This is a genomic window from Actinomycetota bacterium (assembly GCA_030650795.1).
Taxonomy (GTDB): Bacteria; Actinomycetota; Actinomycetes; order S36-B12; family S36-B12; genus UBA11398.
Map to the genome: position 1 here is coordinate 331,070 of JAUSDJ010000002.1, position 24,998 is coordinate 356,067.

29 protein-coding genes and 3 tRNA genes are annotated in these 24,998 nt (G+C 58.4%); 13 read left to right on the forward strand and 19 right to left on the reverse strand.

Annotation, left to right across the window (positions count from 1 at the left end; genetic code table 11):
• Positions 1-3 precede the first annotated feature (3 nt).
• Positions 4-810 carry an aminotransferase class IV gene (locus Q7L55_01660; protein ID MDO8731274.1) on the reverse strand — a complete coding sequence of 269 codons (807 nt, stop codon included), beginning with the start codon at positions 808-810 and terminating at the stop codon, positions 4-6.
• Positions 807-1,850: a chorismate-binding protein gene (locus Q7L55_01665; protein MDO8731275.1), complete on the reverse strand. Its 1,044-nt coding sequence runs from the start codon at positions 1,848-1,850 to the stop codon at positions 807-809. The genes Q7L55_01660 and Q7L55_01665 overlap by 4 nt, the downstream gene beginning before the upstream one ends.
• An 84-nt stretch (positions 1,851-1,934) precedes the next feature.
• Between Q7L55_01665 and Q7L55_01670 the strand changes: the two genes are divergently transcribed.
• The 3 genes from Q7L55_01670 to Q7L55_01680 all read left to right on the forward strand — a co-directional run bounded on the left by Q7L55_01670 (position 1,935) and on the right by Q7L55_01680 (position 2,361).
• Positions 1,935-2,007: transfer RNA gene (locus Q7L55_01670), tRNA-Gly, on the forward strand.
• 42 nt (positions 2,008-2,049) lie between these two features.
• Positions 2,050-2,120: transfer RNA gene (locus tag Q7L55_01675), tRNA-Cys, on the forward strand.
• Between the two features lie 168 nt (positions 2,121-2,288).
• Positions 2,289-2,361, forward strand: a tRNA-Val gene (locus Q7L55_01680).
• A gap of 48 nt (positions 2,362-2,409) precedes the next feature.
• On the opposite strand, the gene Q7L55_01685 is transcribed toward Q7L55_01680, so the two are convergent.
• Both Q7L55_01685 and Q7L55_01690 read right to left on the reverse strand, forming a co-directional pair.
• Entirely contained in the window at positions 2,410-2,598 is a 189-nt protein-coding gene (locus Q7L55_01685) for a Rieske 2Fe-2S domain-containing protein (protein ID MDO8731276.1), read from the reverse strand.
• Positions 2,599-2,604: 6 nt separating this feature from the next.
• Positions 2,605-2,865, reverse strand: coding sequence for a GlsB/YeaQ/YmgE family stress response membrane protein (locus tag Q7L55_01690; protein ID MDO8731277.1), 261 nt, complete (start codon positions 2,863-2,865; stop codon positions 2,605-2,607).
• Positions 2,866-2,927: 62 nt separating this feature from the next.
• Here Q7L55_01690 and Q7L55_01695 point away from each other — a divergent pair, with 62 nt between their 5' ends.
• Entirely contained in the window at positions 2,928-3,641 is a 714-nt protein-coding gene (locus Q7L55_01695; protein MDO8731278.1) for a dihydrofolate reductase family protein, read from the forward strand.
• Here Q7L55_01695 and Q7L55_01700 read toward each other — a convergent pair.
• Both Q7L55_01700 and Q7L55_01705 read right to left on the reverse strand, forming a co-directional pair.
• The gene (locus tag Q7L55_01700; protein MDO8731279.1) at positions 3,638-5,239 is read right to left on the reverse strand and encodes a hypothetical protein; all 1,602 of its coding nucleotides are present in this window, start codon (positions 5,237-5,239) and stop codon (positions 3,638-3,640) included. The two genes, Q7L55_01695 and Q7L55_01700, sit on opposite strands and share 4 nt — an antisense overlap.
• Positions 5,236-6,120 (reverse strand): ABC transporter ATP-binding protein, encoded by an 885-nt coding sequence (locus tag Q7L55_01705; GenBank protein MDO8731280.1) that lies wholly within the window; start codon positions 6,118-6,120, stop codon positions 5,236-5,238. The genes Q7L55_01700 and Q7L55_01705 overlap by 4 nt, the downstream gene beginning before the upstream one ends.
• 71 nt (positions 6,121-6,191) lie before the next feature.
• On the opposite strand from Q7L55_01705, the gene Q7L55_01710 reads away from it, so the two are divergent.
• On the forward strand, positions 6,192-6,485 hold the full coding sequence (locus Q7L55_01710; protein MDO8731281.1) for a hypothetical protein: 294 nt from the start codon (positions 6,192-6,194) through the stop codon (positions 6,483-6,485).
• 27 nt (positions 6,486-6,512) lie between these two features.
• Here Q7L55_01710 and Q7L55_01715 read toward each other — a convergent pair whose 3' ends face one another.
• Genes Q7L55_01715 through Q7L55_01725 form a run of 3 tightly spaced genes read right to left on the reverse strand, consistent with a single transcriptional unit; the run spans position 6,513 to position 7,836 of the window.
• Entirely contained in the window at positions 6,513-6,686 is a 174-nt protein-coding gene (locus tag Q7L55_01715; protein MDO8731282.1) for a hypothetical protein, read from the reverse strand.
• A 17-nt stretch (positions 6,687-6,703) separates the two neighbouring features.
• On the reverse strand, positions 6,704-7,357 hold the full coding sequence (locus Q7L55_01720) for a DUF2461 domain-containing protein (protein MDO8731283.1): 654 nt from the start codon (positions 7,355-7,357) through the stop codon (positions 6,704-6,706).
• 44 nt (positions 7,358-7,401) lie between these two features.
• Positions 7,402-7,836: a nitroreductase family deazaflavin-dependent oxidoreductase gene (locus tag Q7L55_01725; protein MDO8731284.1), complete on the reverse strand. Its 435-nt coding sequence runs from the start codon at positions 7,834-7,836 to the stop codon at positions 7,402-7,404.
• 94 nt (positions 7,837-7,930) lie between these two features.
• On the opposite strand from Q7L55_01725, the gene Q7L55_01730 reads away from it, so the two are divergent.
• The 3 genes from Q7L55_01730 (at position 7,931) to Q7L55_01740 (ending at position 10,169) form a co-directional block, all read left to right on the forward strand.
• Complete coding sequence (locus tag Q7L55_01730; protein MDO8731285.1) at positions 7,931-8,911, forward strand: aldo/keto reductase; 981 nt, start codon at positions 7,931-7,933, stop codon at positions 8,909-8,911.
• Between the two features lie 76 nt (positions 8,912-8,987).
• The gene (locus tag Q7L55_01735) at positions 8,988-9,572 is read left to right on the forward strand and encodes an NAD(P)H-dependent oxidoreductase (protein ID MDO8731286.1); all 585 of its coding nucleotides are present in this window, start codon (positions 8,988-8,990) and stop codon (positions 9,570-9,572) included.
• 6 nt (positions 9,573-9,578) lie between these two features.
• Positions 9,579-10,169, forward strand: coding sequence for a PaaI family thioesterase (locus tag Q7L55_01740; GenBank protein ID MDO8731287.1), 591 nt, complete (start codon positions 9,579-9,581; stop codon positions 10,167-10,169).
• A gap of 14 nt (positions 10,170-10,183) precedes the next feature.
• On the opposite strand, the gene Q7L55_01745 is transcribed toward Q7L55_01740, so the two are convergent.
• From Q7L55_01745 to Q7L55_01775, 7 genes are all read right to left on the reverse strand, one after another.
• Positions 10,184-10,345 (reverse strand): GPGG-motif small membrane protein, encoded by a 162-nt coding sequence (locus tag Q7L55_01745; protein ID MDO8731288.1) that lies wholly within the window; start codon positions 10,343-10,345, stop codon positions 10,184-10,186.
• Between the two features lie 36 nt (positions 10,346-10,381).
• Positions 10,382-11,110 (reverse strand): GAF and ANTAR domain-containing protein, encoded by a 729-nt coding sequence (locus tag Q7L55_01750; GenBank protein ID MDO8731289.1) that lies wholly within the window; start codon positions 11,108-11,110, stop codon positions 10,382-10,384.
• 28 nt (positions 11,111-11,138) lie between these two features.
• Positions 11,139-11,870, reverse strand: coding sequence for a GAF and ANTAR domain-containing protein (locus Q7L55_01755; protein ID MDO8731290.1), 732 nt, complete (start codon positions 11,868-11,870; stop codon positions 11,139-11,141).
• Between the two features lie 91 nt (positions 11,871-11,961).
• Entirely contained in the window at positions 11,962-12,396 is a 435-nt protein-coding gene (locus Q7L55_01760) for a hypothetical protein (protein ID MDO8731291.1), read from the reverse strand.
• Between the two features lie 62 nt (positions 12,397-12,458).
• A complete protein-coding gene (locus Q7L55_01765) occupies positions 12,459-12,611 on the reverse strand; it encodes a hypothetical protein (GenBank protein ID MDO8731292.1) in 153 nt (50 codons plus the stop codon).
• A 147-nt stretch (positions 12,612-12,758) separates the two neighbouring features.
• Positions 12,759-14,195, reverse strand: a complete 1,437-nt coding sequence (locus Q7L55_01770) for an AMP-binding protein (GenBank protein ID MDO8731293.1) — start codon at positions 14,193-14,195, stop codon at positions 12,759-12,761.
• A 27-nt stretch (positions 14,196-14,222) separates the two neighbouring features.
• The gene (locus Q7L55_01775; protein ID MDO8731294.1) at positions 14,223-15,095 is read right to left on the reverse strand and encodes an LLM class F420-dependent oxidoreductase; all 873 of its coding nucleotides are present in this window, start codon (positions 15,093-15,095) and stop codon (positions 14,223-14,225) included.
• Positions 15,096-15,258: 163 nt separating this feature from the next.
• Between Q7L55_01775 and Q7L55_01780 the strand changes: the two genes are divergently transcribed.
• The 4 genes from Q7L55_01780 to Q7L55_01795 all read left to right on the forward strand — a co-directional run bounded on the left by Q7L55_01780 (position 15,259) and on the right by Q7L55_01795 (position 20,498).
• Entirely contained in the window at positions 15,259-16,161 is a 903-nt protein-coding gene (locus Q7L55_01780) for an NADP-dependent oxidoreductase (GenBank protein ID MDO8731295.1), read from the forward strand.
• Positions 16,162-16,376: 215 nt separating this feature from the next.
• Entirely contained in the window at positions 16,377-17,678 is a 1,302-nt protein-coding gene (locus Q7L55_01785) for an ABC transporter substrate-binding protein (GenBank protein ID MDO8731296.1), read from the forward strand.
• A 148-nt stretch (positions 17,679-17,826) separates the two neighbouring features.
• The gene (locus tag Q7L55_01790; protein ID MDO8731297.1) at positions 17,827-19,584 is read left to right on the forward strand and encodes an MFS transporter; all 1,758 of its coding nucleotides are present in this window, start codon (positions 17,827-17,829) and stop codon (positions 19,582-19,584) included.
• Between the two features lie 128 nt (positions 19,585-19,712).
• On the forward strand, positions 19,713-20,498 hold the full coding sequence (locus Q7L55_01795; GenBank protein MDO8731298.1) for an oxygenase MpaB family protein: 786 nt from the start codon (positions 19,713-19,715) through the stop codon (positions 20,496-20,498).
• Here Q7L55_01795 and Q7L55_01800 read toward each other — a convergent pair.
• Positions 20,495-21,748, reverse strand: coding sequence for an acyl-CoA dehydrogenase family protein (locus tag Q7L55_01800; GenBank protein ID MDO8731299.1), 1,254 nt, complete (start codon positions 21,746-21,748; stop codon positions 20,495-20,497). The genes Q7L55_01795 and Q7L55_01800 overlap by 4 nt on opposite strands.
• Positions 21,749-21,967: 219 nt before the next feature.
• Here Q7L55_01800 and Q7L55_01805 point away from each other — a divergent pair, with 219 nt between their 5' ends.
• Complete coding sequence (locus Q7L55_01805) at positions 21,968-22,822, forward strand: siderophore-interacting protein (GenBank protein ID MDO8731300.1); 855 nt, start codon at positions 21,968-21,970, stop codon at positions 22,820-22,822.
• Positions 22,823-22,853: 31 nt separating this feature from the next.
• Here the strand turns inward: Q7L55_01805 and Q7L55_01810 are convergent, their stop codons facing one another.
• On the reverse strand, positions 22,854-23,651 hold the full coding sequence (locus Q7L55_01810; protein ID MDO8731301.1) for an SDR family oxidoreductase: 798 nt from the start codon (positions 23,649-23,651) through the stop codon (positions 22,854-22,856).
• A gap of 56 nt (positions 23,652-23,707) precedes the next feature.
• On the reverse strand, positions 23,708-24,955 hold the full coding sequence (locus Q7L55_01815) for an MFS transporter (protein ID MDO8731302.1): 1,248 nt from the start codon (positions 24,953-24,955) through the stop codon (positions 23,708-23,710).
• Positions 24,956-24,998 lie beyond the last annotated feature (43 nt).

Genomic DNA, 24,998 nt, shown 5'->3' on the forward strand with positions numbered 1-24,998 from the left:
CTGCTAGGGATCGATCGTCTCATTGCACTGCTCTGCAAAGCTTGCACGCAGCGCAGTGCCCACGGGTCGAGCATCGAGCATGCGTTCATCAATGCGTGCTACCGGATGAACCCCCCGAGTGGATGAAGTCAGGAATATCTCATCGGCGGACTCAAGGATTTCGTAGGGCAACTCAGTTTCTTGCGCCCCGCACCATTCCAAAACCAAGTCGCGAGTGACGCCCGGTAGACAACCGCTGGCCAAACTCGGCGTCATTACCTTGCCATCAATCACCACAAAGACATTCGAGGTGGTGCCTTCGCACAGCAGACCCTGAGTGTTGGCGAGCAGCGCTTCGGACACTCCTTTGGCTTGCACGGCCGCAAGCGCGGCCACATTTTCGGCATAGGAAGTGGTCTTGGCTCCGACGATTGCAGATCGTTCATTTCTTACCCATGGAACTGTGATGACACTGGTGGTCTCAGGCCAATGGGCTTGCGCAGCAAAAGTGGCCAGCACACTTGGATACCCGTCCCCCGAAGTGATGGTGATGCGCAATCGGCCGTAGGCGCCCACGCTTTCGAGATTGGCATCCACCACATCGGCTACGGCCTGCCTGATCACTTCAAGATCCAACACCGGAAGTCTAAGAATTGCTGCAGATCGCTCAAGGCGATCAAGATGACGGGTGAGTGCGAACGGCACACCGTTCTTCACTACCAAGGTTTCGAATACTCCCTCGCCAACGAGAAAGCCGCGATCCAAATACGAGATCGGTCGCGCCGAATCCTCAAGCAGTTCACCGCCGGAAATCGTCCCCCACCAAATCACTCTCGTCTCCCATCAGCAGTGCTCCATTGTCGGCTAGCCACTGCGGTGAGGTGACCTGCCTTCAACTCAGTCTCCGCCCACTCACGTGCTGCATCTGAAAGCCAGGTGATCCCTGCCCCAGTGCCAAAGCACAACTCATCGCCCTCGATCCAAAAGCTGCGAATACCAACGCTGAGTGCTGCGGTGTCGGCGTCAACATCAATCCATCCCATTGCCCCGCAGTACCAGGAACGAGCCGCAGGTTCGAGTGTTGCAATCAACTTCAGCGCTGTTGATTTTGGTGCTCCGGTTACGGAGCCAGGAGGAAATGTGGAGTCGAAGATCTGCTCCCAGGAAGTGCCGGGTATCAACTGGCCCGAAACTTGGGACACGAGATGAACAAGCCCGGGATGCTGCTCTTCTTGCAGCAGATGAGGGACTTCAACGGTGCCCACCTGCGAAACGCGCGCTAGATCGTTGCGCACCAGATCCACGATCATGATGTTCTCGGCTCTGTCTTTGTCTGTGAGATCGGCAAGGGTGCGCCCCGTCCCCTTGATCGGGCCTGAAATCAGCAGCTCGTCTTCGCGCGAAAGAAACAACTCAGGGCTAGCCGAGGCGATATGCAGATCGAGTTCGGGGACCCGCAACATGAAGGCAAAGGGCGCCGGGTTATCGCGCATGAGCAGCGAGTGCAGCCCGGCAATGTCGCGATCAAGGTCACCTAGTGGTGCACGAAGCACCCGGCAGATATTGGCTTGATAGACCTGACCTGCCGCCACGGCTTCCCGAGTCGCCTCTACGGCAGCGATGTAGCTGTCTCTATCCATCGAACTCGTCCAGGAGCCCACATCAGGCCCCTTCCAAGAACTGCCGACAAGCACCGGCATCTGCTCACTCCACGTTTCGAAGCGAAGAAATCTCGGCACGCCTTCGTATGGAACGACGCCGATCCAAAGTCCTTGGGACTCCAGCACCGACCAATCTGACGAGACTTCAACCAGATCAGTTGCCCACTTGCCGCCCGCGTATGCCAGCGGCTCGTGGGCATGAACAATCACATCTACATTCTGCCGCGCCGCTCTCCCCAGGTTCGCGTCAGTGCAGCACGTCAGATAGTCTTCTTCATCGACCGTTCAGGTCATGCGGACGTAGCGCAGCTGGTAGCGCATCACCTTGCCAAGGTGAGGGTCGCGGGTTCGAATCCCGTCGTCCGCTCGTCAGCGCCAATTTGGCGCAGTCTGCGCCTTCGGGCGAAGCGGTGGAGTGGCCGAGAGGCGAGGCAACGGCCTGCAAAGCCGTCTACACGGGTTCAAATCCCGTCTCCACCTCAAGTCGAGATCGGCTCTCGCGCAAGCCAGACCTGCACATCCAAAGCCCATTTACAGGCACTTCTGTGACTCGCATTCCACAAACAGCGCATTCATTGGCAACGTCCATCGCGTGCACATGGCCGCATGCCCCAACAAGGTCGCCCACGTGTAGTCTTCTGCGGTCTTGGGCGATTGGCGCAGGGGCTAGCGCGCTTCCTTGACACGGAAGAGGTCACTGGTTCGATTCCAGTATCGCCCACAACAATGATGGCCCATCGCATAGCGATGGGCCATCATTAATTAGCGTTCAGCCGAAAGTGAGCACGCCGTTCTTGAAGACTGACATCACAGCAGCCAGATCACGTTCTGCTGGGCCACCTGTCACTTTGCCATTTACCGCATACGTCGAACCGTGCGAGGGACAGCGCCAAGCACCGTTGTCCGGCGGCCACAACTCCACAAAGACCAAGGAGCACAGTGCGTCGATCAGGTGCAAGCGAGGTCATGGAGAACTCCTTCTGAACAGCGAAGCGACAATCGCAACCAAGATGGTGGCAATCACAATCTGAGTAATGAAGGTCAGCCAGAAACTGTCGTCCCATCCGCCCGCAGTTGCCAGGGCAATGCCTCCGGCAGCACCGAGGATGCCGATGAAGACCGTAAGGAAGCAGCCAATCGGTTGCATGCTGGGCACCAAGATGCGGGCGATCAGCCCGATCACTACACCAGCAAAGAGTCCGCTCAGGATTCCGGAGAGTTCCATTGACGTAGCCAATCAGCAACTCGATGACAATTCCAAACCGGAAGGCATGCGAGGATCCGCAAATGCAAAGACTGAGTTCCCCCGAAGGTCAACTGACTGACGTCGAATTCAGTTCTGCTCTCTATGAATGGCCGCTCTCAGCAACGAACAAAGAGCAGGTATGGGTGCGCTGCAACATGGTGATGACTCAAGACGGAGCTGCAGTTGGCTCAGATGGAAGGTCAGCGACGATCGCAACTCCCATCGACATGCAAGCCTTCGGCGTGCTGCGTCGAGACAGCGACGTCATCCTCGTGGGTGCTGGCACAGCGCGAGCCGAGAGATACCGCCCAGCGGCAGTTCCGATTGCATTGGTGTCGCAACATCTGGCTCTACACCACGATCTACCGCTCTTTGCGCAGCGGCAGCCTGAATCCCCCACCACAATCCTGTTGACGACTGCAAAAGCCATCGCCTCTGCTCCCGAATGGCTTAATTCGAGCTCCGAACTGGTTGCGTGCGGTGAGGAACAAGTCGATCTTGCATTGGCGCTGCAAGCCTTGCAGTTGCGCGGGCTGACACGCGTGCACTCAGAAGGCGGGCCATCGCTGCTCACCAGTTTGGTCCAAGCGCAATTGCTGGACGAACTGCTCTTGACCATCACTCCTATGATTCAAGGAGCCACTAAGAGTCTGATCGGCAATCTGGATGCACCTGTATACGGATCAATTTCGCAGGTGCTGATTGAGGACGGAACAATTCTGCTTCGATTCCTGCCCGACTACTCCAAGGCTTAGCGCGGGATCCTTCGCCGCTGGAATGTGACGAATGCGCCGGTAAGCATTGCGGCGGTGAGAAGGAGCAGCACAAGTGCAGGCCACGCGCTGGCTTGAATTGGCCATTCAGGGTTGTACCAATACGGCGTCAGGTGTTGAGTCCATTGCGGAAGGTTCATGAGCGGTCCAAGCTCACCAATCACGACGCACCAGGCCAGTGCCAGCCAACTGAGCCAGGACAGTTGCGGGGCGCACCCCACCACGAGCGCAGTCAACGCTGCGATGAACCAGATCGCTGGTAGCGCGACGATGGAGAAGCCCACGGAATCCACGAGCGTGGTCCACCGATCGTCCGCAAAGAATCCTGCAACGCCTCCCACTCCTATGCCGACGAGGAATTGCAGCACCACAGCCCCGATGAGCGCCTCGACTACCCGCGCGCCCAGCACTTCGCTTCGACGCATCCGGGTGCTCAGCAACAGCTCCAGACGGCCCTCCGATTCGTCGCTGGCTTGTCTCAGGAGCAAAGAGATCGGATAGGCAGCAGCACCCAGCGCAGTGAAGGAAAGGATGACGGGAGTCAGGCTGTTGGTGATTGGGACATCAGAGAGCCGGCTCATCAACTCTTGAATCTGTGGATTGTCCTGGATGAGTTTGGTAAGCGAGCCAGCGAGATATCCCATGAAAAGAGAGAGAGCGACAAGGCCGATGGCCCAGCCGAAAATCAAACTCATATCCGTCCGCCACATGAGCGCGAAGGGATTCTTGAGCCAGGCCGGCGCGTGTACCGGCCCAAGGGACTCGCGTATCCAAGCCGAACCAACATCCCTCTTCGATGCAAGGGCGAATGACACTGCGAACACCATCACGGCAACAACCCAAGGCAGCACGGCCCAAGCCCAGCGATCGAGCGCAAACGGACTCGCATTGGACATCCAGCCGAAGGGCGTGAGATCAGTGAGAGCCGAAGACTCACGCGTATTTCCTATCGCTGTGACAACGAACGCAAGTGCAATGATCAAGATGCCCAGGCCATTGGCTCCCCGAGTTGAATTGACCGCCTGCGCTGTAATCGACGCTACGGCGGCGAACAGCAACAAGGTTCCAGCCACGCTCGATCCGTAGACCAAGGCGCCCGTCCAACCCCGCCCGCCGACTCCAAGGGCAGTTGCGCAGGCTGCTCCGACACCTACTGCGAGCACAACTGCAGGGAATACACCGGCACTGATCACGCTGCGGCGCTGAAGCCGGCCACTCAGGATCAGTTCAGCTCGGCCCGTTCCCATGTCCGCACGTGTATTTCGCACGACCAGAAAGACAACGACGATGCCAATCAACAAACTCGCGAGCGCGCCGACTCGCCAAGTGGTGAGCCCTCCGGTTGATTCAGGTGCTTGAAGTGGGCCGAGCAGAGCCGTGAGTGCCGGCGCAGCCTGCAAGGTCGCAGCGAAGTTCAACCTCTCAGCGGCGCTCGGATACAGGGCGTCCCAAGTCGCAGCGACCAGAGTGGTGAGCAAGAGTCCTGCCGCTACCCAAGCCAAGATGCGGAAGCGATCCAGCCGAACTCGAAAGCGCGCCAGGTGCGACCATGCTGTTGAGGGAGCGCTATGCGCACTCACTGCTCGGGATCTTCCCGATAGTGCTGCATGAACATTTCCTCGAGAGTTGGCGGACGCACTTCCAGGGATTCGATGCCGTAAGTCACCAAGCTGGACATCAGCGCCGGGATCGCATCAGTCTCGACTGTTGCCTTCAGGGTCGGACCCGTGCGTACCAGATCATGCATCCCTGGTAGATCAGGGGCCATTCGCTCCAACTTCACGACCAATGTGGTGCGAGAGAGATGCCGCAAGCTCGACAGGGAACCCGTCTCAATCAGCCGCCCTGCACGCACGATGCTCACGTAGTCGCATACGGCTTCGACTTCGGCCAGAACATGACTTGAGAGCAACACGGTGCGCCCCAATTTGGAAAGACAGGTGATCTGCTCCCTGAATACTTGGGCCATCAACGGATCCAGTCCGTCGGTGGGCTCGTCGAATAGGTACAGATCAACGTCACAAGCAAGCGCAGAGATAAGCGACAACTTCTGTCGGTTTCCCTTGGAATAGGCCCTGACCTTCTTGCGCGGATCCAATTCAAATGCAGATATCAACTCATCGCGACGTTTCAGATTGAAACCCGTGCGCAGGCGACCGATGGCGTCAATGAACTCTCCGCCGGAAAGCCCCGGCCAAATGACAATGTCGCCGGGAACGTAGGCCAGCTGAGCGTGGATCTGGGCTGCAGACTTCCAAGGATCAGCGCTCAGGATCGAGACTTCGCCGGAATCTGCCTTGGCCAGTCCGAGCAGGATCCGCAGGGTGGTGGTCTTACCGGCACCATTGGGGCCCAACAGGCCATGGGCCTGACCTTCGACCACTTCGAGTGATAGCCCATCAAGTGCATGGGTTTGGCCGTAGGTCTTGTGCACATCTTTCAGCGAGATCATCGGCGTCACCGCAGAAGTCTCCCATCGACGAGGTCTGATTCACCTTCTTTGAGGATCAGCGAAGAAGATACGGTCCAGCCATGAACCTCGCCGCTGTGACCTTGTTTATCTTCGCGTTCGTGTTGGCGAGTTTCGGAGTTGGCTTTGCTGGAGCGGGCATGTCCAATGAACGGGCGTACTGGTCTCAACGCGACCCGCACGGCGATTCCACGAAGGACGCGACTGGATTCGCCGTGATTCTGCAGAATGCATTCAAATATGCAGCTGGCGAATACCGCGCTCCTTTACGCGTTGCGGCGATAGGCGTGCTGATGCTGTACTTGGCCGCACTGTTTGCAGCCTTGGGGATTCTCGTGCTCATACTCAACGCCTGAGCCAAAGCGGTAGCGCTCTAGACGTGCCTATCCGGTGACGGCAGTGCCGTCCAATCCCGAAAGCGCCGTCGCCCATTTTGTGCCCGCTTGCTCCCCGAAGATCTCATGGCCCTGGGCGAACAACTTCGTGAGTGCGCTGGAATCGCCGACAACGGCAGCAGTTTGGACTTGTGCAGCCCATGCTTCCTCGGTGATCTCCACGGTCCCAGTATTGACTGTTATTCGGCGCCGGGGTCTTCAGCTGGCCCAACCTGGTCGGCCAGAAATTCCAGGAGGGGCCGAAGTGCTCGCCAATCTCTGCGAACTGCGGTCAGAGTCTTGGGTGTGTTGACCCAGTCTTGCGCCGGGTACTCGCGCATCGCGGTGACCCTGCGGAATCGCATCAACTCCAACTTGGGGTGATCTGCTGCCACTCCGCGCGGGCGAGTCTTCACCGGATCCCCGTCAATAGCGAACTTGCGCCCAAGTTGAGCCAGCATGCGCTCGAGTTCTGCAACAACAGGGCTTTCTACGGCATTGCGGTATCGCTGCATCTGTTGTCCTGCGGCCGCGTACCAGCCACCGCCCACGCTCAGGCCGGTAGCCGAGATCTGCACGTAGTAGCCCATGGCGTCTTCGATCTCGACGACCGCGCCCTGGTGTTCCTTGATCGGCGTCTTGTCCTTGGCGAAGCGAGTATCGCGATGGGGACGAAACATATGTCCGTGCCCGAACTCAGCTTCGAGTTCAGCCAGGAGCGCGACCATTGGATCGCGGACGAAACGCTCGTAGTCGGACTTATGCGCAGCCCACCATTCGCGGGTGTTGTTGGTCGCGAGAGTTTGGTAGAAACCAAAAGCTTGCGGGGGAATGCCGGGAAAGGAGGAGGTCACGAAATCGGAGTATGCCAGTGGCATGGCCGCGAAATTGGCCTTGCTTACGACTCCAGGATGAAGACCGGTATCTGACGGTCGGTCCTGGTCTGATATTCCGCGTACGGCGGGAAGGCGTCAACTGAACGCTCCCACCAGACCTCGCGCTCTTCGCCTTCAGCGAGGTGCGCTGTGTAGTCCTGCTTGGACGGACCATCCTGCAATTCCACATTTGGGTTGGTCAGCAAATTGTTGTACCAAGTTGGGTTTGTCGGAGCGCCACCCATCGAGGCCACGACCGCGTACTTGCCCTCATGCTCGACTCGCATCAACGCGGACTTTCGGATCTTGCCTGACTTCGCACCAAGGGTGGTCAACACGATGACCGGATATCCCTCCGGATGCTTGGTGCCCTCGGTACCGCCGGAAGACTCGATCAGCGCAACCTGTTCGCGAACAAATCGGACCGGACTGGGCTCATATTCACCTTGAAGGGGCATGCGCTCAGGTTATCGCCAAGTCACACACGGGAATAGTCGATCGATCTGTACCGATCCCTGCCCAAGCAGGGCAGCCTTGTGCTCAAATGCCCAGATGAAATACACACATCTGGGACGCACCGGCCTGTCCGTCAGCAAGCTCTGCCTTGGCACCATGAACTTCGGACCTCAAACATCCGAAGCTGACTCCTTCGAGATCATGGATCACGCGCTATCGGTCGGCATCAACTTCTTTGACAGCGCCAACTTCTATGGTGGCCCCGGAAACGCCGGCCTCACTGAAAGGATCGTGGGCAATTGGTTTGCCAAGGGCGGTGACCGCCGCGAGAAGACAGTGCTGGCGACCAAGCTCTACATGCCAATGACGGATTGGCCCAATGACGGACGTCTCTCCGCGCTCAACATTCGACGTGCCTGTGATGCCTCACTCAAGCGTCTGCAGACCGATTACATCGATATCTACCAAATGCACCACATTGATCGCCGCACTCCATGGGAGGAAATCTGGGAAGCAATGGAGGTGCTGCGTAATCAAGGCAAGATTATTTACGTCGGATCCTCCAACTTTGCCGGCTGGCACATCGCTCAGGCGCAAGAGACGGCTCGGAGTCGCAACTTCCTGGGACTGTCCAGCGAGCAATCGCTTTACAACTTGCTGGCCCGCACGATCGAACTCGAAGTACTCCCGGCGGCTCAGCACTATGGGGTGGGCGTGATTCCGTGGTCACCGCTGCAGGCCGGTCTTCTAGGCGGCATCATCAAGAAGCAGGCCAAGGGGGATCTGGGACGCAGCAGCGTTGATCGCACCAACCGTCGCCTCGAGCAGCTACGGCCAACCATTCAAGCTTGGGAGGATTTCTGCCAGGCTCGCGATGAGGATCCAGCCGACACAGCCCTGGCCTGGCTGCTGCATCAGTCCGGCGTGACCGCGCCCATCATCGGCCCAAGAACCCTTGCCCAACTGGACGGCTCTTTGCGCTCGCTGGACATCAGCCTGGATTCAGAAGCACTCGCAGCTCTCGACGTGATGTTTCCGGGCCCAGGGGGAACAGCGCCGGAGGCCTACGCTTGGTGATTCTGCGAAACTGCGTCTCTGCATAGGGATGTACGCGATACTTTAACGTTCAACCATTCTTTGAAGGGAACCATCGATGACTCGGATTGCAGTGATTATTGGCAGCACGCGCGAGGGTCGCTTTGCCGATATCCCGGCTCGTTGGGCGGTCGCAGAGTTGGCCAAGGTCGACGGAATCGAAGTTGATCTGGTCGACCTTCGCGATCATCCGCTGCCCGAGTACGACATTCCCACCCCTGCCCGCACCCCGCGCAAATACTCAACCGAAGCCATCGGCGCTTTCGCCTCGCACATTGACAGTGCCGACGGATTCATCATCCTCACGCCAGAGTACAACCACGGGTACACTGCGGCTTTGAAAAATGCCATGGATCACCTGTTTGTCGAATGGACGCGTAAGCCCGTCGCATTCATCGCATGGGGCAGTGTTGGCGGCGCTCGTGCAGTTGAGCAGCTGCGTCAGGTCGCAGCCGAATTCGAGATGGCACCCTTGCGTCACGCTGTGCACATTCTGCCCGATGTCATGCGTCCGGCCATGATGGCCCAGGATCGCCTCGATCCCGCGCTACTTGAATCTCTCAAGCCACGCTTCGACATCATGGTCAACGACTTGAAGTGGTGGGCCGACGCCCTTTCGGTTGCACGCGCCCAGACCAGTTAGGGAAACATGAGCATCTTCCTTGAAGAGTCGGAGCAATTGCCGACACTGACGCCGATCCATCAACTCGGCATATCGCTACGCGCGGTTCAGGATCGAGTGTCGAGCACAAACGCACCGCCTGAGATCGCCTTGCAGGCGGCCAGAACTCTTGAGGAAGTCGCATCACTGCTTGACGAATACCGATACATCGTTTCGCGCGACAAGTCCTGGGATGACATTCGGCGCTCTGGTGGCAGTCGGACTCTCGCCCCTGAAATGTTCGACGTCACTCAGAGCGAGCAGCGGCTCGACGCGAAGGTCTGCTTTTCAGCTTTCTACCTTGGCGGCAATGGCGCAGTGCACGGCGGAGCAATTCCACTCTTGATGGATCAAGTGCTCGGACGCGTGGCGAATCACGGTCGCCCTATCTGCCGCACGGCTTACTTGAATATCGACTATCGGCATGTGACGCCCATCGACCGGGACTTGCGAGTCGAGTGCTTCATCGAGCGCATCGACGGACGCAAGAGGTACGTCTACGGCGCCATCTATGACGAAGAGATCCTGACGATCGAAGCCCATGGGCTCTTCATCGAACTGAAGCCCGGGGCTCAGTAGAGATTTTGGAAGCGTTAAGAACTTGAGCCTCGCGACTTGAAGATTGAATAACCGCCCGGGCCGACCAGGCACGCCAGGATGATGAGCGCAATCCCCAGGATGAAATGCCCTTGAACCAGTTGGACTATTCCGACGATGGCGATGACCACCGCGATGATCCAAAGAATGAATGACATGACTCTCCATTGAGAAATCGAGCGAGTAAAGAGACTTCAGCGAGTGGTCAGGCCGGGATAGAGAGCCGGTTCGCTCACGACTGCCGCAGCTACCGTGCTCAACAGCAGATTGTTGGTCCGGCAGAAGCCACGCAACATGTTGAATCCTTCATCGACGCTGCATCCATGGATCTGCGCCAACACACCCTTTGCCTGCTCAATGATGATGCGGCTGTTGAGCGCTCCCTGCAACTGCTCGCTCAGCACCTCACCCCGCGTGATTGCACGTTCCTGCAGGAGACCGATCGTGGCCAAGTCGGCCAAGGCCTGTACTAGTCGCACTTCTTCGGGCTCTAACTGGCCAACGTCGGCGCTGAACAGATTCAGGGCGCCAATGACCTGTTGTCGCAATCGGAGCGGAAATGCGTGCACAGATCGAAAGCCAGCAGCTACTGCGCGCGGCGCGAATCTGGGCCAACGCTCATTTGCTGTTCGCAGATCTGCGTTGATGACCGGAACGCCGAGCGTGAAACAGTCCTGACAGGGTCCCTGATGCGACTGAACTTGGAACAGCTCCAGCAACTCGGTGCGCTCATCGGAGGCAGCCATGAATTGAAGAAGATTGTTCTTGTCCGCGATCAAAATCCCAGCGTCGGAGTCTGGGACCAACTCAGAGGCGCGGGTAGTAACCATCTGGAGAAATTCAACAACATCAAACTCTTCAACAAGGGTGTCAGCAACCTCGACAAAGATCGCAGCCACCCGCTCTGAGGTCTCGATATTCATTTGTTACTTCCCATCTCGGCGACAGTGATCACCGCTGGTCCCCACTGAGATCCAACGTTCTGCCCACAACGTTGCGTGCGACCTGCCCTAAGGCTAGATCATTGGCATAGGCATGCGCGCGCATGCGAGACATTGACTCAGACAAATTCACTCCAAGTTGAACCATGACCATCCCCTGAGCCTGGTGAATCGCGAACTGCGAATCCAGGGCTCCGTCAAAGCCGAGTGGAATGGAGCCTGAGCCGGCTTCCTCCTGCCCATCCAAGAGTTCGGCCGTTGCAACGCTGCAGCACGCCCGCGCATAGGCCAGCGACTCCTCACTCAAACTGCTGGATTCGTCGCGGTAGATATCCAGCACGCCCATTCGCGAGGTGCCCGATAGCAATGGGAAGGCAAACACCGAGCCAACCCCGTGCTCAAGAGCCGAGGCCGCGTAGCCGGGCCACCGGATCTCATCTACAGCGGCAAGATCGGGCGCCGATACGGGAACCCGTGCTTCAAATGCATCCCAACCCGGACTCTCGCCCAAGGTGAACTGCAATTCTTCCGCCGTCGCAGCCCAACTGCTCGACGACGCGATGATTCCCGCCGGACCAACATCGGTAATAAGACTGACCGCTGCCCCACTTGCCGGGAGCACTCGCACCGCCGCTTTGCACAGGCGCATGAGAGTGTCGGCCGTACCGATCCTCGAATCGTCTGGTGCTTCACGCTCAATATCAACTCGCACAAGCACCGCAAGACTTTCTTCACTCGTCATTCTGAGTCCCTTCTCAGCAGAGTGCCTCTTCATGTACGAGGCTCTGCCCGGGACTGGAGCAGCAGGAGTAGCGCTTGTTATAACTCTAAGGTCATCGAGCCGCGCTGTCCAAGATGTAGGTGCCAGTGTCGAGCGATGCTGGGCCACCTTCGGGGAATCCAAGAGTCATCTTCGAGAATGCCAGACTCTTTGGAGCATGTGCGAGACCGCCAAGCTTTATCGTGACGGGGTAGGTGACACCAATGCCCGCCGCACAATTCTGTGGCAGGCAGGTGTTCCACGACAGAACTCCCTTGCCGCGAGCTTCATTTGGGTTCCAGCTTGACCAAGTGATCTTGTTGACAGACACGCCGCCATCAGCACAAGTGATGGTGATGGATGTGGGCTTGACCACGCCCTTGCCAGCACAATTGATCACAGTGGTCGTTCCGGCAGGCGTCGCTGTCGCTGCCGTCGAGGCCCCAATCGCGCCAATCGCGAGCAAGCTGAATGAGGCTGCGAGTGTCAGGGAAAGGCGAGGCTTCATCGTGGCTCCAAGTGATTGTCGGGTCTGCAAGCGGTTCGATGACCATAACCCGACGAAGTTGGCTATTGAGTCAATGACGTATCCGACAGCCCAGAAGAGCGAAACAGGTGCCAGCGCTCACGTGTGAGTTGATGCACCAGGCAGCGATCATCGCCGAATACCTGCATACCGATAGACAGGAATCCCAGCCGCTCATAGCACGCGATCGCACGCACATTGGACTCCAATGGATCGACGTGGCCCCAGTAGTGGCTCGGTTCTACATGGGATCAATGATTTGCACGACGCCTATTGATCGCCTTTCGTCGAACTCAGCAATCCATCCTGCTGCAGCATTAGTGATTTGGGCTGGCTGTTCTTCCCTACTGAGCGGCGTAGCTGGCTCGCAATCTCGCCTTCTCAACCTTGCCCATCGCATTGCGCGGCAGTGCATCAACCACGAAGACCCTCTTGGGCACCTTGAAGCCAGCCAATTGCTCACGTGCGGCCAAGCGGATTGCCTCAGGCGTGGTCGACACAGAGCCGTCAAGCACGACGACGGCAACAACGGCCTCGCCAAAGTCTGGATCGGCAACACCAATGACCGCGGATTCCTCGATGCCAGGCAGCGAATCGAGAAGCAACTCAATCTCCTTTGGATACACATTCAATCCACCGGAGATGATCAAATCCTTCGAGCGCCCAACGATCTCCACATAGCCGTCGTCGTCGATAAGCCCGAGGTCTCCGGTGATGAACCAACCATCGTCGGTGAACTCGCTGGCTTTGAGTTCGGGTCGTCGCCAGTAGCCATCAAACACATTCGGGCCCCGCACCTGGATTCCTCCAGATGAGCCTTCCGCCAATCGCAGTTCAACTCCCGGAAGTGGTGGCCCAACAGTTCCGGCTTTGCGCTGCCCGATCAATGGATTGGACGTGAGCATGCATGTTTCAGTCATGCCATAGCGCTCCAGAATTACTTGCCCTGTTCGCTCGGTGAACTCATGATGAGTGGACACGAGCATAGGTGCCGAACCCGAAGTGAAGAGACGAAGATTCGCAGTCACTCCCCCGACAAAACTTGGTTCGGCGAGCAGTCGAACGTAATGAGTGGGCACTCCCATCAAGACTGTTGATGACGGCAGATCCGCGACCACGCTCTTGGGATCAAAGGATTCATGCAAGATCATTGAAGCGCCGCTGGCCAACGCCGTGTGGACCGCGACGTACAAGCCATGGGTGTGAAAGAGCGGCAGGATATGAAGCAGAACATCATCTGAAGTGAAGCCCCAGGCGACCACCAAAGTTCTTGCACTGGAGGCAAGGTTGCCATGGCTGAGGACGGCACCCTTGGGCTTGCCGGTCGTTCCGCTCGTGTAGAGGATGCTGGCCGGATCCCCTGGACCACGGGCCACGTCTGCGAATTTCGATGCAGCGGCTTCGGCTCTTGCAAGGATCTCGCCGATGCTCAGTCGGGCCACTGCGTGGTTCAAGGATTCCTCACGCACCAGCAGAGTTGGCTCTGCGTCATCGAGCAGCACGATGAGTTCAGTTGGCGTGTAGGTGGAATTCAATGGCAGATAGATCGCACCTGCGCGAATGCAGGCAAGATGCAAGGCAATGGCTTCGGCCGACTTTGGGATTTGCACGGCCACACGATCACCGGGCTTGATGCCAAGCTCGACCAGCACCTGAGCAATCTGCCCGGAACGATCTTCTAAGTCCCCGTGCGTCCAGTCGCGCACGCCAGGCACGTGGATTGCCAATGCATCTGGGGCAGATCTCGCAGTTGCCAAGAGCAGATCGGCGAGCAGGTTCACGCTTCGAGAATCAGTCAACACAAATCGCTAAAGCTCGCTCAACTGCGGTACAACCTTGTCTGCGAACTGAGCGATCCATTCAGCTGGATTCGGTCCGGCGGGCGTTACCCACACTTGGTCAACACCCATGTCAGCAAAGGGCCTCATTCGCTCGACGAAGTTGCTGGCTTCCTGCGCAGGACCCAGCGACCCCGAAGTAATCGTCTTGTGGACGCTGGAGAATTCGCGACCTTCGTCCTTGCAATGCTGCTCGAGTACTTTGATCTTGTGTTGCACGGCGTCCTGATCAGTCGCGAACAGATTGCAGGAGTCCGCATACTTCGCGACTAAGCGCAGTGTCTTCTTCTCGCCACCCCCGCCAATCAAAATCGATGGTCTGGGCGATTGCAGCGGCATGGGTCGGCAGATGGTCTCTGCCAGTTGATAGTGGATTCCTTGATATGGGCCCTCGTTCGGGCTCCACATCTGCAAACAGATCTGCAGAGCTTCTTCAAGCCTCTCGAAGCGTTCTGCAATCGGCGGGAACGCCACCCCAAGACCAGCATGCTCACGGTCGTACCAGGCGGCGCCGATGCCGAGTTCGGCTCGACCACCGGAGAGCACATCCAAAGTGGCTACCGTCTTGGCCAGCAAGCCTGGGTGTCGATACGTAACGCCCGTGACGAGCAGACCTAGACGAATGCTCTGCGTCTGTCCGGCAAGGAAGCCCAAGGTGGTGTACCCCTCAAGCATCGGATCTTGCGCCGTGGCGAGCATTTCCATCTGGAACCAGTGATCCATCACCGTGAACTGCGTGCAGCCGTTCTCTTCAGCCGCGCGCACAGTTGCAGCAATCGTTGGAGCGATTGCCTCGGAGCCACCGGGGAAACTGAAATTCGGGTAATGAACTGCAAGTTTCATGGAGTCAGGCTACTGGCCAAGAGTGTGCGGGGCCGGCTCTTCCCAATGGCCCGAATGCCCCTCGATTCCAGCCCAAACAATGGTGTTGACGCATTCACCCGCGTGACAGGACGACCGGGCGTACTGTTAGTTGAACTATCAACTGATTCAGACTGGAGTTGACATGCGCGCAGTGGTCTTTGAGGAGTACGGCGACCCACAGGTTCTTCATGTTGCAGAAGTTCCCGATACCCATGCCGGACCCGGGCAGGTGCGCATCGCCGTGAAGGCCGCCAGCGTCAATCCTGTGGATTGGAAATTCCGTGCCGGCTACATGGCCCAGATGATGCCCGTGGAGTTTCCATCAGTTATCGGGCGCGACGCCTCTGGAGTCGTGGATGAAATTGGCGAGGGCGTAACAGGAGTGAACATTGGCGACGAGGTGTTCGGCAGTGCGGTTGGCGGCTCTACGGCCCAATTCGCAGTGTTGGTGGGCTGGGGCAAGAAGCCAACGGCCTGGAGTTTTGCCGAGGCTGCGGGGGCTGGCGTGGCCTCATCAACATCAGTTCGCTGCCTCGATCAGTTGGGTGTCGAAGTTGGCAAGACAATCCTTATCGAAGGTGCCGCCGGAGGGGTCGGCTCAGTTGCGGCACAACTTGCAGTTGGCCGTGGACTCAAGGTCATCGGTACTGCTAGCGAAGGCAACCATGAATTCCTGCGATCCCTCGGTGTCATTCCGACAACCTACGGCGAAGGCCTGGCTGCACGAGTTGCAGCACTCGCACCAGAAGGTGTCGATTACGTCATCGACACCGTGGGCTCAGGTTCGATCGCTGATCTCGTGACCCTTGTTCCTGATCCGAACGATGTCATCACCGTTGCCGACCCGAATCCAGCTGCCGTAGGTGCTCGCCGATCGAGCAACGAAGGCGATCTGTTTGCGGCCTACGCAGAAGTGGCCGCGCTAGCCGAACAGGGCAAAGCGATCATTCCCATTCAGGCAACTTTCGGTTTCCACGATGCAGCGAAGGCTCATGAGTTGAGTCAGACCGGGCACGTCCGCGGAAAATTAGTGATCACGCCCTGATCTACTGGCACAAAGAAGCCTTCGCAGGCAAGCTCTTCACTTCAGCGCAATTGCGGCCTTCAAATCACGATGCTGTAACGAATGTCCGTTGCGTATTGGTTTGTTCCCCCACTGTCCTTACTCTCAAAAGTATTGGTGTGGCGGGAGATAGCTAGACACAAATCCCCACTCACCATCGACACCCAAATTGTGTGCCGATCGTTGAAGGGAATTCAATGTCAATCTCAATGACGGGCCGTCGCCGAACAGCGGCAGCCATCGGAGGCGTCAGTGCCGCGATGATCATGTCGCTGGCTGCCAACGGTGCGCTCGCTGCAACTGCGGCACCCAAGCCGGTGACTCCTGCCAGCAACGCGTCGTGCCCCGCCACCCCCGGTGTCACCCCGACCACAGTCAACCTAGGTTGGATTGGGCCAAAGACTGGCGCAGCGGCAGCCAACTACATCGGTTCGTCTGAGGCGGCGCAGTTGCGCATCGATCAGGAGAACGCCAAGGGTGGCGTCTTTGGTCGCAAGCTCATCTACAAGGTCTATGACGATCAGTCCAACGGCAGTGGCCAGATCACAGCCATGCAGAAGGCCCTGCAATCTGACAACATGTTCGGACTGACCGCTCAGACCAACATCACGTCGATGTACCCGACCCTCAAGGATCAGGGCATCCCGGTCACCGGCTTCTCCAACCCAGCCTTTGGCACTGACCGCAATGCCTTCGGTGCAACAGGGGCCACGACCTCCTCCAACCCAGCTATCGCCAGCACCGGCGTGCTGGAGAAGCTCAAGCAAGCCGGTGTGACCAAGGTTGCGAACATCAACCACGTCTCCACGGGTGCTTCGGCTTCAGGAAATGCAACGGCAGCCCTGTTCCAGTACGTGAACGGCATCACTCAGTCACTGCGTATCTCGGACGAGCCTCAGGGCACGCACGATGCAACCTCCACAGCACTGCGCGTCAAGAACTCCGGTTCTGACGGCGCGATCATGGTGATGTTCATCGATGGAGCAATCTCCATCGCGCAAGCGCTTAAGCAGCAGGGAGTCAACCTGAAGACCATGTACGTCGCCGGCCTTTCAGACCCCTCCGTGCTGAAGAGTGCCAACGGCGCTCTTGACGGCGCGATTGGCGTCAACTACGGCACTGTGCCAGTCGGAGTGAACGTTCGTGCAGTGAAGACCTTCGCATCAGGAATGAAAGCTGCAGGGCTCAACCCCTTCTCCTCAGCAGCACCTCAGGGCTTCCTTGGTGCCGATCTGTTGATCAAGGGCCTCAAGGTCGCCGGCAGGTGCCCAACTCGTGCGTCCTTCATCAATAATCTGCGCAATGTCACCAACTACAACGGTGGCGGCCTTGTGCCAGAGAAGATCAGCTTCAAGCCAGGCCTCATGCCCAACGGCAACCCGCCGCTGTGCGCTTGGTACATGATCGCCAAGGGAACCGATCTGGTTCCTGACACCAAGGCAACATGTGGCAACAAGTACATCGACACCACAACAGGCAAGGTCATCCTGGGCGGCTAGTCCTCTTGGCAGATGTGCGTGTGGCGAGTGCCTTCGGTGCTCGCCACACGCATGTCTACAGGAATTTGCCCTCCGCTTCGCCCATCCGTTGGTACCGTGAACAACTGTTCACCAGAACAGGTGGCGCATACGGAACGCAGGTGAAGCCTTGGCACGCACGAAAACGCCGATGCCGCCCTCCGTCATCGTTGCGGTGCTCTGCATCGGTGGCGCCACCGTCTCCGTGATGCAATCGATTCTCATTCCACTGCTGACTGACTTACCAGGCATTCTTGGCGTGAGCGTCAGTGACGCTTCTTGGCTCGTGACCGCCACCTTGCTGGCTGGAGCAATTGCAACTCCTTCACTTACCAGGCTTGCTGACATGTACGGCAAGAAGCGCATGATGCTGGTCAGCCTGAGCATGCTGCTCTTCGGATCTCTCCTTGCAGTCGTGAGTACGAGCCTGTGGACGCTTGTAGTCGGCCGAGCCTTTCAGGGAACGGCGAGCGCCGTGATCGCGATCGGCATTAGCGTGATGCGCGACGCGCTCCCAGCCGAACGCTTGAGTTCCTCGGTCGCTCTCCTGAGTGCCACCCTCGGCATTGGAAGTGCATTCGGCCTGCCCATGGCTGGAGTCTTGTATGGCGCCTTCGGGTGGCAATCGGTGTTCTGGCTCTCAGCGGTTCTCGCCGCTGCACTGATCGTTGCAGTGTCGATTGTGATCCAAGAATCCGAAGTGCGCACAGGCGGCTCTTTCGACATCGTCGGAGCGCTATTGCTGTCCGCAGCTCTGTTCTGCCTGCTGCTTGGGATCACTAAGGCCACCACTTGGGGATGGTCGAGCTCTTCAACCCTGACCGCCTTCGGCGCCTCGGCTCTGATCTTCATCTTGTGGGTTCCCTGGGAACGGCGAGTCAAGGATCCACTCGTCGATATCAAGACCACCCTCAATCGCCCGGTCTTGATGACTCACATCACTGCTGTGCTCATTGGCGCGTCCATCTACATCAACACCCTCGCCACTCTGCAGCTTCTTCAACTGCCGACGAGCACCGGTTACGCATTTGGGCTCACGGCGACAGATGCGGGGCTCTTGATGGTGCCCGCTGCGCTGATGTCACTGATCGTTGCTCCACAGTCGGCTCGAATCACGCGGAAATTCGGAGCTCGCATCACCCTGTGCTGCGGTGCATTAGTGATGGCTACTGGCTACTTCCTTCGAATTCCCTTAGGAGGATCGCTCACGGTCATCATCATGGCGGCGATTGTGGTGTCGGTCGGTATGGCAATCGCATTCGGTTCATTGCCTACCCTGCTGATGGCATCAGTACCCATCACTCAGACTGCCGCGGCCAATGGCATCAATACTTTGGCACGAGCATCCGGAGCGGCTCTCTCCAGTGCAGCGGTTGCGGCATTGCTCGCCGGATCCACTATTGCCGTGGGTGACCACATCTATCCTTCAGATAGCGCATTCATCGACGCCTTCCTCATGGGCGGGGTCATTGCACTGATGGCGGCAGGATTCGCGCTCACTATTCGAGTCAGGACTTCACTGTTTGACTCGCAGGTCGTTGCTGACGAGCAGCAACTGCACGTACCCGTGGTGGTGATGGACGATCATGCGGCAAAGTCATCAGGACGCACTCACGACATGGCTCGCCATGGACGCGTCATCGACGTGAATGGGCAGCCAGTAGTCGCGGCACTCGTTGAGGTTCTGGATGATAAGGATGTGCTCGTCGATTGGTCTCACACCAACGGCGACGGTGTATTCACTGTTGCCATGCCTGAAGCTCGGCAGTATCGAACAATGGTTTCAGCAGAAGGCTGGCAACCGGAGTCGCTGTTCATCGACTTCGCGCATGAAGACGGAACACCTGAGATCCATCTCTCCAAGAGGGTCGAGCAAACTCTCGGCTAGGAAACAATGCCCGGATACGGTTGTCCTCTCACGAGGAGGAACCATGACCGATCGTCCAGAAGGCATTGAGGCTGGACAACACAGAGGACGACGGGCTCTACGGACCCGACAGCGTCACATGGAAAGTGATGGCCGCCCCCGTTGTTGGCCTCGCAGCAGGTGCTGCGGCAATGCTGCAGATGCTGCTTCCGCCCGTGATGTACGTCGTGGATCAATCCTCGTCCGTACGTCAGAAGCCAGAGGAGCGCGCAAAACTCACGGGCGACTACACCGTCACCATCACGTATGGTGATGTCGCATCCGCTGAGCGCGCAGGCGAGCATTTGCGCCGACTCCACGCGACACGCACCGCGGTTGACCCGAATACTGGTGCTTCCTACCGGGCCGACGATCCCGACTCGCTCGCCTGGGTGCATCAGGCACTGACCTGGATGATCCTGCGCGCGGTGCGTGAGTACGGACCCAACCTGACTCCGGCCGAGGAGGATCAATTCGTCAAGGAGCAGAGGGCAGTTGCCGCGCGATTGGTCGGCTGCGACCTGGAGAAGGTCTCCGAGAAGGTCGCGGACCTCGATACCTACATGGATGCCATGATTCCACGTCTTGCCAAAACCACTCCGGTGATCTGGTTCAAGGAAATGATGGTGCCTACTGACTTTCCCAAGGGCCCGGGCGACCTGGTCAAGCGCCTTTTCACTCATGCCTACGCAATGCTGATGAGCGAAGAACAGCAAGAGCTCTACGGATTCCGCTTCAACTTCTTCCAGCGTGTCAGTACTGTGAATGGAACCAAGGCATTGCTCAAAGCCGCTTCTTCCAACGGCAAACTCGACTCAGCGATTCCAGCGATCCGTGACTACGTCGACGCACATGCCTTCGGCGCCAAGCGCGCGCGCATTGTTGATCCGACCTAGCGCCCTCGGCGGACCTCTCGAAACGGCACATCACGATCTGCAGCGAGCTCACGCGGCATTCCAAGCACCCGCTCGGCAATCATGTTTCGACTCATCTCAGCTGAGCCACCACCCAAACTGATGCCCTGACGCATCAAGTAGTTGACTCCAATTGTTTGCAAGTAGCCATTGCCCTGTGCGTCGTTGGTGAGCGCCCTGCTGCCCGCGATATCGAGCATCATGTCCTGCTTCTGCTGAGGCACTTCGGCATGGTTCAGACGCATCATCGCGCTTGCCAGCGCTGGGTACTCCCCTGATGCCATGCCAGTGCTCACGCGCTTCACGAGTTGCCCCATCACCACATCCTGGGCATGCGCCCATCCCACGAGTTCCCTCGTTGCTGGATCTGCTGATTTTCCCACATCGCGTGCGAGATCCTCGATGGGAACCGATGCCATGAAGCCTTGATTGCGGCCGCGGCCACTGGCATACGGAGAGGCGCCGCCGACAGCTTGGCGTTCGTAGAAGAGTTGGCGCTGCGCAACTGTCCAACCATCGTTCTCAGTGCTGATGAGATTCTCGGCAGGAACAACAAGATCGGTGAAGAACTCCTCGCAGAACTCTTCGTCACCGTTGACCATGCGCACTCTGTTGAGGTGAAGTGATGGATGATTGATTGGCACGATGATCATCGACAGACCCCGGTGCTTTGGTGCATCCCAATCAGTTCGCACCAAGCAAGTGCCGTAGTCAGCGGCGTAGGCAAAGGTGCTCCATGTCTTCTGGCCGTTGACGATGTAGGTATCGCCATCGCGGTCAGCCCGAGTGAGCAAGCCAGCAAGATCGGATCCTCCGCTGGGCTCCGAAAGCAATTGACACAAAACCAGCTCACCTGAGACTGCCCCGCGCACAAACTTCTGCTTCTGCTCTTCAGTGCCCATCTCCAAAATCATGGGTGCACAAATCAGTAATGATGCGCCGGTGATCTGCCACGGCATTTCATACTCGACGCATTCTTCATTGAAGGCATCCTGATGCGCTCGAGTAAGACCCTGGCCTCCGTATTCACGCGGGTAGCAGATTCCGGCAAATCCCCCAGCGAAGAGCAGCTTCTGAAGTTCGCGATGGCGAGCCCATGACGCAAGATGCTCATCCGTGGTTAAGCGGGTGCCAACTGGGCGTTGATCTGGCATGTCATCTACCCGTGGCATGTTGTCCTTGAGCCAGGTGCGAGCTTGCAGCCGAAAGTCCTCGACGGTGTTTGCAGACATAGAGTCCTCTCGCGGTCGCGCAGCAGTCGAAATGCAGACTAAGTGAAGGCAAAGCCGCGCGTGGGAAAAGCTGAGCATGGAGCCAAACGAGCTGGCGAAGGGCAGGAATGAGACTGTCTCCGACAGTCGAGCGCCAATCCCAGATGGGAAGTTAGGGTAGGCTAAGTACAAGCAATCTGTGCTGAGACGAGCCGGCACCTCAAGGGAACGGACCAACTCATGGCAGAGGCAAAGCAGGATCCATCGGCAACGCCACGAAAGACAGCCCGCATGCAGCATGTGCTGACGGTGGATTCAACCCAATGGCTTGGCCCGCACCTGATACGCGTGGTTGCAGGTGGGCCCTCACTTGCTGACTTTGCACACGACGGCAACACTGACGCATACGTGAAGTTGATGTTCGCTGATCCCGCGCTCGGCCTTGAGCCCCCGTATGACATCGCTGCATTGCGCGAGACCTTGCCAGCCGAACAACTCCCGGTGACTCGCACGTACACAGTGCGCTGGTTCGATGCCTCCGCGCAGAAATTGGCAATTGACTTCGTCGTGCACGGCGACACCGGCATAGCTGCTCCGTGGGCAGCAAATGCCAAGCCCGGTGATCGATTTGCGCTGAGCGGACCTGGAAGCGGATTCAAGCCAGACACTGAAGCCCGATGGCATGTCTTCGTCGGCGACCTTTCTGGATTGCCGGCTATCAGCTGTGCAATCGAGAGCTTGCCTGCAGAAGCCGAAGGAGTTGCCCACCTCGAAATCACCCAGACAGACGACATCATCGAAATCGCTAACGTCAGCAAGGTGCGCGTTGAATGGCTGCTCAATCCCGATGCTTCTGATGCGGAGTTCCTCGCGCGTTGCCTGCAGGAAGGGCAGTGGCCTCAGGAGACCAACAAGGGTGCTGGTGTGCAGGTCTTCGCGCATGGAGAGCGCGAATCGATCAAGGCAGTGCGCAGGGCTCTGGCTCAACGTGAGGTTCCCCGCGAGGCCATCTCAATTTCTGGGTATTGGGCGCGAGGCCGCACTGAAGACATCTTCCAAGCAGAAAAACGCGAACCCATTGGGAAGATCGACTAGCACGGCTGATACCCAGAGGAAGGCGGCCGTTTCAGTAGAAGATCGGCCCCGGGGTTCCGCCTCCGGCAGCAATGGCATCCCCGTTGATCGCGACGCTGCGAGGCGAAGCAAGGAAAGCGACGACCGTAGCCACTTCGGAGGCGTCCAGCATCCGGCGAATTGAATTTTGACCCATGAGCTTCTCTGCTTCGGCAGCAGTGATGCCTTGAGTCTCGGCGAGCCTTGCCAATTTGGATGCGCTTGCCTCGGTGCGCGTCCCGCCAGGGTGCACAACGGTCACATTGATGCCTTGCGGCCCGAGTTCATCGGCGAGGTTCTTGGTCATAGCGGCCACCGCGACGTTGCGCATCGAGCCCAGAGTCGCACCTGTCGAGCGGGCGGCCAGCCCAGAAATATTGATGATGCGGCCCCAGCCACCCTCGAGCATGTGTGGCACCACGGCCTGAGCGCAACGCAGATAGCCCAGCACCTTGACGTTCATGTCTTCCCAGAATTCTTCGGCGGTGATGTCGGCCAATTTGGGAGGCGGCTGAGGGCCACCCGGGCGGGCGGCGTTGTTCACCAAGATGTCGATGCCGCCGAGCGCAGCTACGGCTTCGGCGACCATGCCCCGGATCGCTGTTGCAGAGTTCGTATCGGCAACGACCGGCACCACACGACTTCCTGTTATGTCAGCAAGTTCTGCAGCACTCGCGCGCAAAGCCTCCTCGTTCCGCGCTGTCACCACGACATCGCAGCCCTCTTGTGCCAGCGCCAAGGCGATGGCCTTGCCAATGCCGCGACTCCCGCCAGTCACAAGTGCGCGTTTGCCAATCAGTTCCAAATCCATATCCGAGATCCTGTCATCTACGATTCGCGAAGCTGCTCGTGAATTCTGTACGAGTGCTAGTCGGTCAGATTCACGAGGTCAGGCGTGTTTTCGACTGCAGCAGCCTTGCGGGCAACCCGCTTGAAGTTCCAGAACATCGGCAGTCCAAAGACGAGGAGCGCGATGGCCGCCAGCGGGAAGACTGCGGTGAATCCGACGTGCGCCGCGACGATGCCGCCGATCGCAGGTCCGATCTGTGAGGACAGCGACTGCACGCTCTGATATAGGCCGAACATCGAGCTGAGTGCGGCAGCCGAGACCAAGGTCGGCAACAGTGCCACTGCGCTGGTCTGGAGCAGCCCTTGGAAGATGGACATGAGCACGACCAGAAATGCCAGCGCCACGACAGTCTTGACGATGCCCATTGGGAACAGGAACACCGCAACGCCGAGCGTGGAAATCAGCAGTAGTCGCTGGATTCCGGACCGCGAGATGAGCCGGCCCGCGTTCATGGCGGCTATGGCACTTGCTGCTGAAATTCCGAAGAAGAGCATGCCGACCGCGACAGTCGGGTTGGTGCCTGGCGGGAGGAGGGTCACGACGTACGGTGCCAAGATCGGCTGGATCATCGGGCCCGCGAAGCTGAGGCTGAGTACCAGTCCAAGGGCAGCCCAGGCCACTGGCGATTTGAGCACCGAGCGCATGCCGCGCTTCTCGGTCGTGTGCACTGGAGCAAGGGCGAACTTTGGCTCGCGGATCATGATCATCACGACGGCTGCTCCAGAGAACATGAGAATGCCGGCGAGGATGAAGGTCGGGCGGTAGCCCCACATCGCAACCAGCACGATGGCGATCACGGGACCAAGAGCCGAGCCGCCCATTATCGAGGCCTGCAAGCGGCCCAAGGCCTTGGGCAGCGAGGCGCCAGGTGTGCCGGCTGCGATGAGCGCCATTGCAGCCGCCGGTGCACCGGCCATCAGGCCGATGAAGAAACGGATCGCCACGATCTGCCAGGTGGTGGCTGCGAAGCCCAGGAGCAGCAATCCGGTTGCTCCGCCGAGGCAGGCGCGCACGAGCATTGGCTTGCGCCCCCATCGGTCGCCGGCCATGCCCCAGAACGGGCCAGATACGAAAGCACCAATCCCCTGCAAGCCAGTTGCGATGCCTGCCCACATGGCCGCCTCTGGTCCACTCATGCCATCGATCTGCTGGATGTAGAGCGGCAAGAAGGGATTGGTGAAGGCGAAGGTGATGCACAGCAGAAAAACTGCGAGGCTGGCGGCAGCGTTGTTGCGCTTCCAATCCAGCAGGTGTTGCTCGGACATCCATGCCTCTCGGGTATGCAAGTGATGAGGCTGTCCATCGGAA

What these genes read in the sequence shown, in the direction of transcription:
- Q7L55_01755 (MDO8731290.1), bottom strand. Translation starts at nt 11,870, where the DNA reads ATGACGAGTGAAGAAAGTCTTGCGGTGCTTGTGCGAGTTGATATTGAG.
- Q7L55_01785 (MDO8731296.1), top strand. Translation starts at nt 16,377, where the DNA reads ATGTCAATCTCAATGACGGGCCGTCGCCGAACAGCGGCAGCCATCGGA.
- Q7L55_01725 (MDO8731284.1), bottom strand. Translation starts at nt 7,836, where the DNA reads ATGCCCCTTCAAGGTGAATATGAGCCCAGTCCGGTCCGATTTGTTCGC.
- Q7L55_01810 (MDO8731301.1), bottom strand. Translation starts at nt 23,651, where the DNA reads ATGGATTTGGAACTGATTGGCAAACGCGCACTTGTGACTGGCGGGAGT.
- Q7L55_01805 (MDO8731300.1), top strand. Translation starts at nt 21,968, where the DNA reads ATGGCAGAGGCAAAGCAGGATCCATCGGCAACGCCACGAAAGACAGCC.
- Q7L55_01695 (MDO8731278.1), top strand. Translation starts at nt 2,928, where the DNA reads ATGCAAAGACTGAGTTCCCCCGAAGGTCAACTGACTGACGTCGAATTC.
- Q7L55_01760 (MDO8731291.1), bottom strand. Translation starts at nt 12,396, where the DNA reads ATGAAGCCTCGCCTTTCCCTGACACTCGCAGCCTCATTCAGCTTGCTC.
- Q7L55_01780 (MDO8731295.1), top strand. Translation starts at nt 15,259, where the DNA reads ATGCGCGCAGTGGTCTTTGAGGAGTACGGCGACCCACAGGTTCTTCAT.
- Q7L55_01795 (MDO8731298.1), top strand. Translation starts at nt 19,713, where the DNA reads ATGGCCGCCCCCGTTGTTGGCCTCGCAGCAGGTGCTGCGGCAATGCTG.
- Q7L55_01710 (MDO8731281.1), top strand. Translation starts at nt 6,192, where the DNA reads ATGAACCTCGCCGCTGTGACCTTGTTTATCTTCGCGTTCGTGTTGGCG.
- Q7L55_01740 (MDO8731287.1), top strand. Translation starts at nt 9,579, where the DNA reads ATGAGCATCTTCCTTGAAGAGTCGGAGCAATTGCCGACACTGACGCCG.
- Q7L55_01750 (MDO8731289.1), bottom strand. Translation starts at nt 11,110, where the DNA reads ATGAATATCGAGACCTCAGAGCGGGTGGCTGCGATCTTTGTCGAGGTT.
- Q7L55_01690 (MDO8731277.1), bottom strand. Translation starts at nt 2,865, where the DNA reads ATGGAACTCTCCGGAATCCTGAGCGGACTCTTTGCTGGTGTAGTGATC.
- Q7L55_01775 (MDO8731294.1), bottom strand. Translation starts at nt 15,095, where the DNA reads ATGAAACTTGCAGTTCATTACCCGAATTTCAGTTTCCCCGGTGGCTCC.
- Q7L55_01815 (MDO8731302.1), bottom strand. Translation starts at nt 24,955, where the DNA reads ATGTCCGAGCAACACCTGCTGGATTGGAAGCGCAACAACGCTGCCGCC.
- Q7L55_01730 (MDO8731285.1), top strand. Translation starts at nt 7,931, where the DNA reads ATGAAATACACACATCTGGGACGCACCGGCCTGTCCGTCAGCAAGCTC.
- Q7L55_01800 (MDO8731299.1), bottom strand. Translation starts at nt 21,748, where the DNA reads ATGTCTGCAAACACCGTCGAGGACTTTCGGCTGCAAGCTCGCACCTGG.
- Q7L55_01735 (MDO8731286.1), top strand. Translation starts at nt 8,988, where the DNA reads ATGACTCGGATTGCAGTGATTATTGGCAGCACGCGCGAGGGTCGCTTT.
- Q7L55_01745 (MDO8731288.1), bottom strand. Translation starts at nt 10,345, where the DNA reads ATGTCATTCATTCTTTGGATCATCGCGGTGGTCATCGCCATCGTCGGA.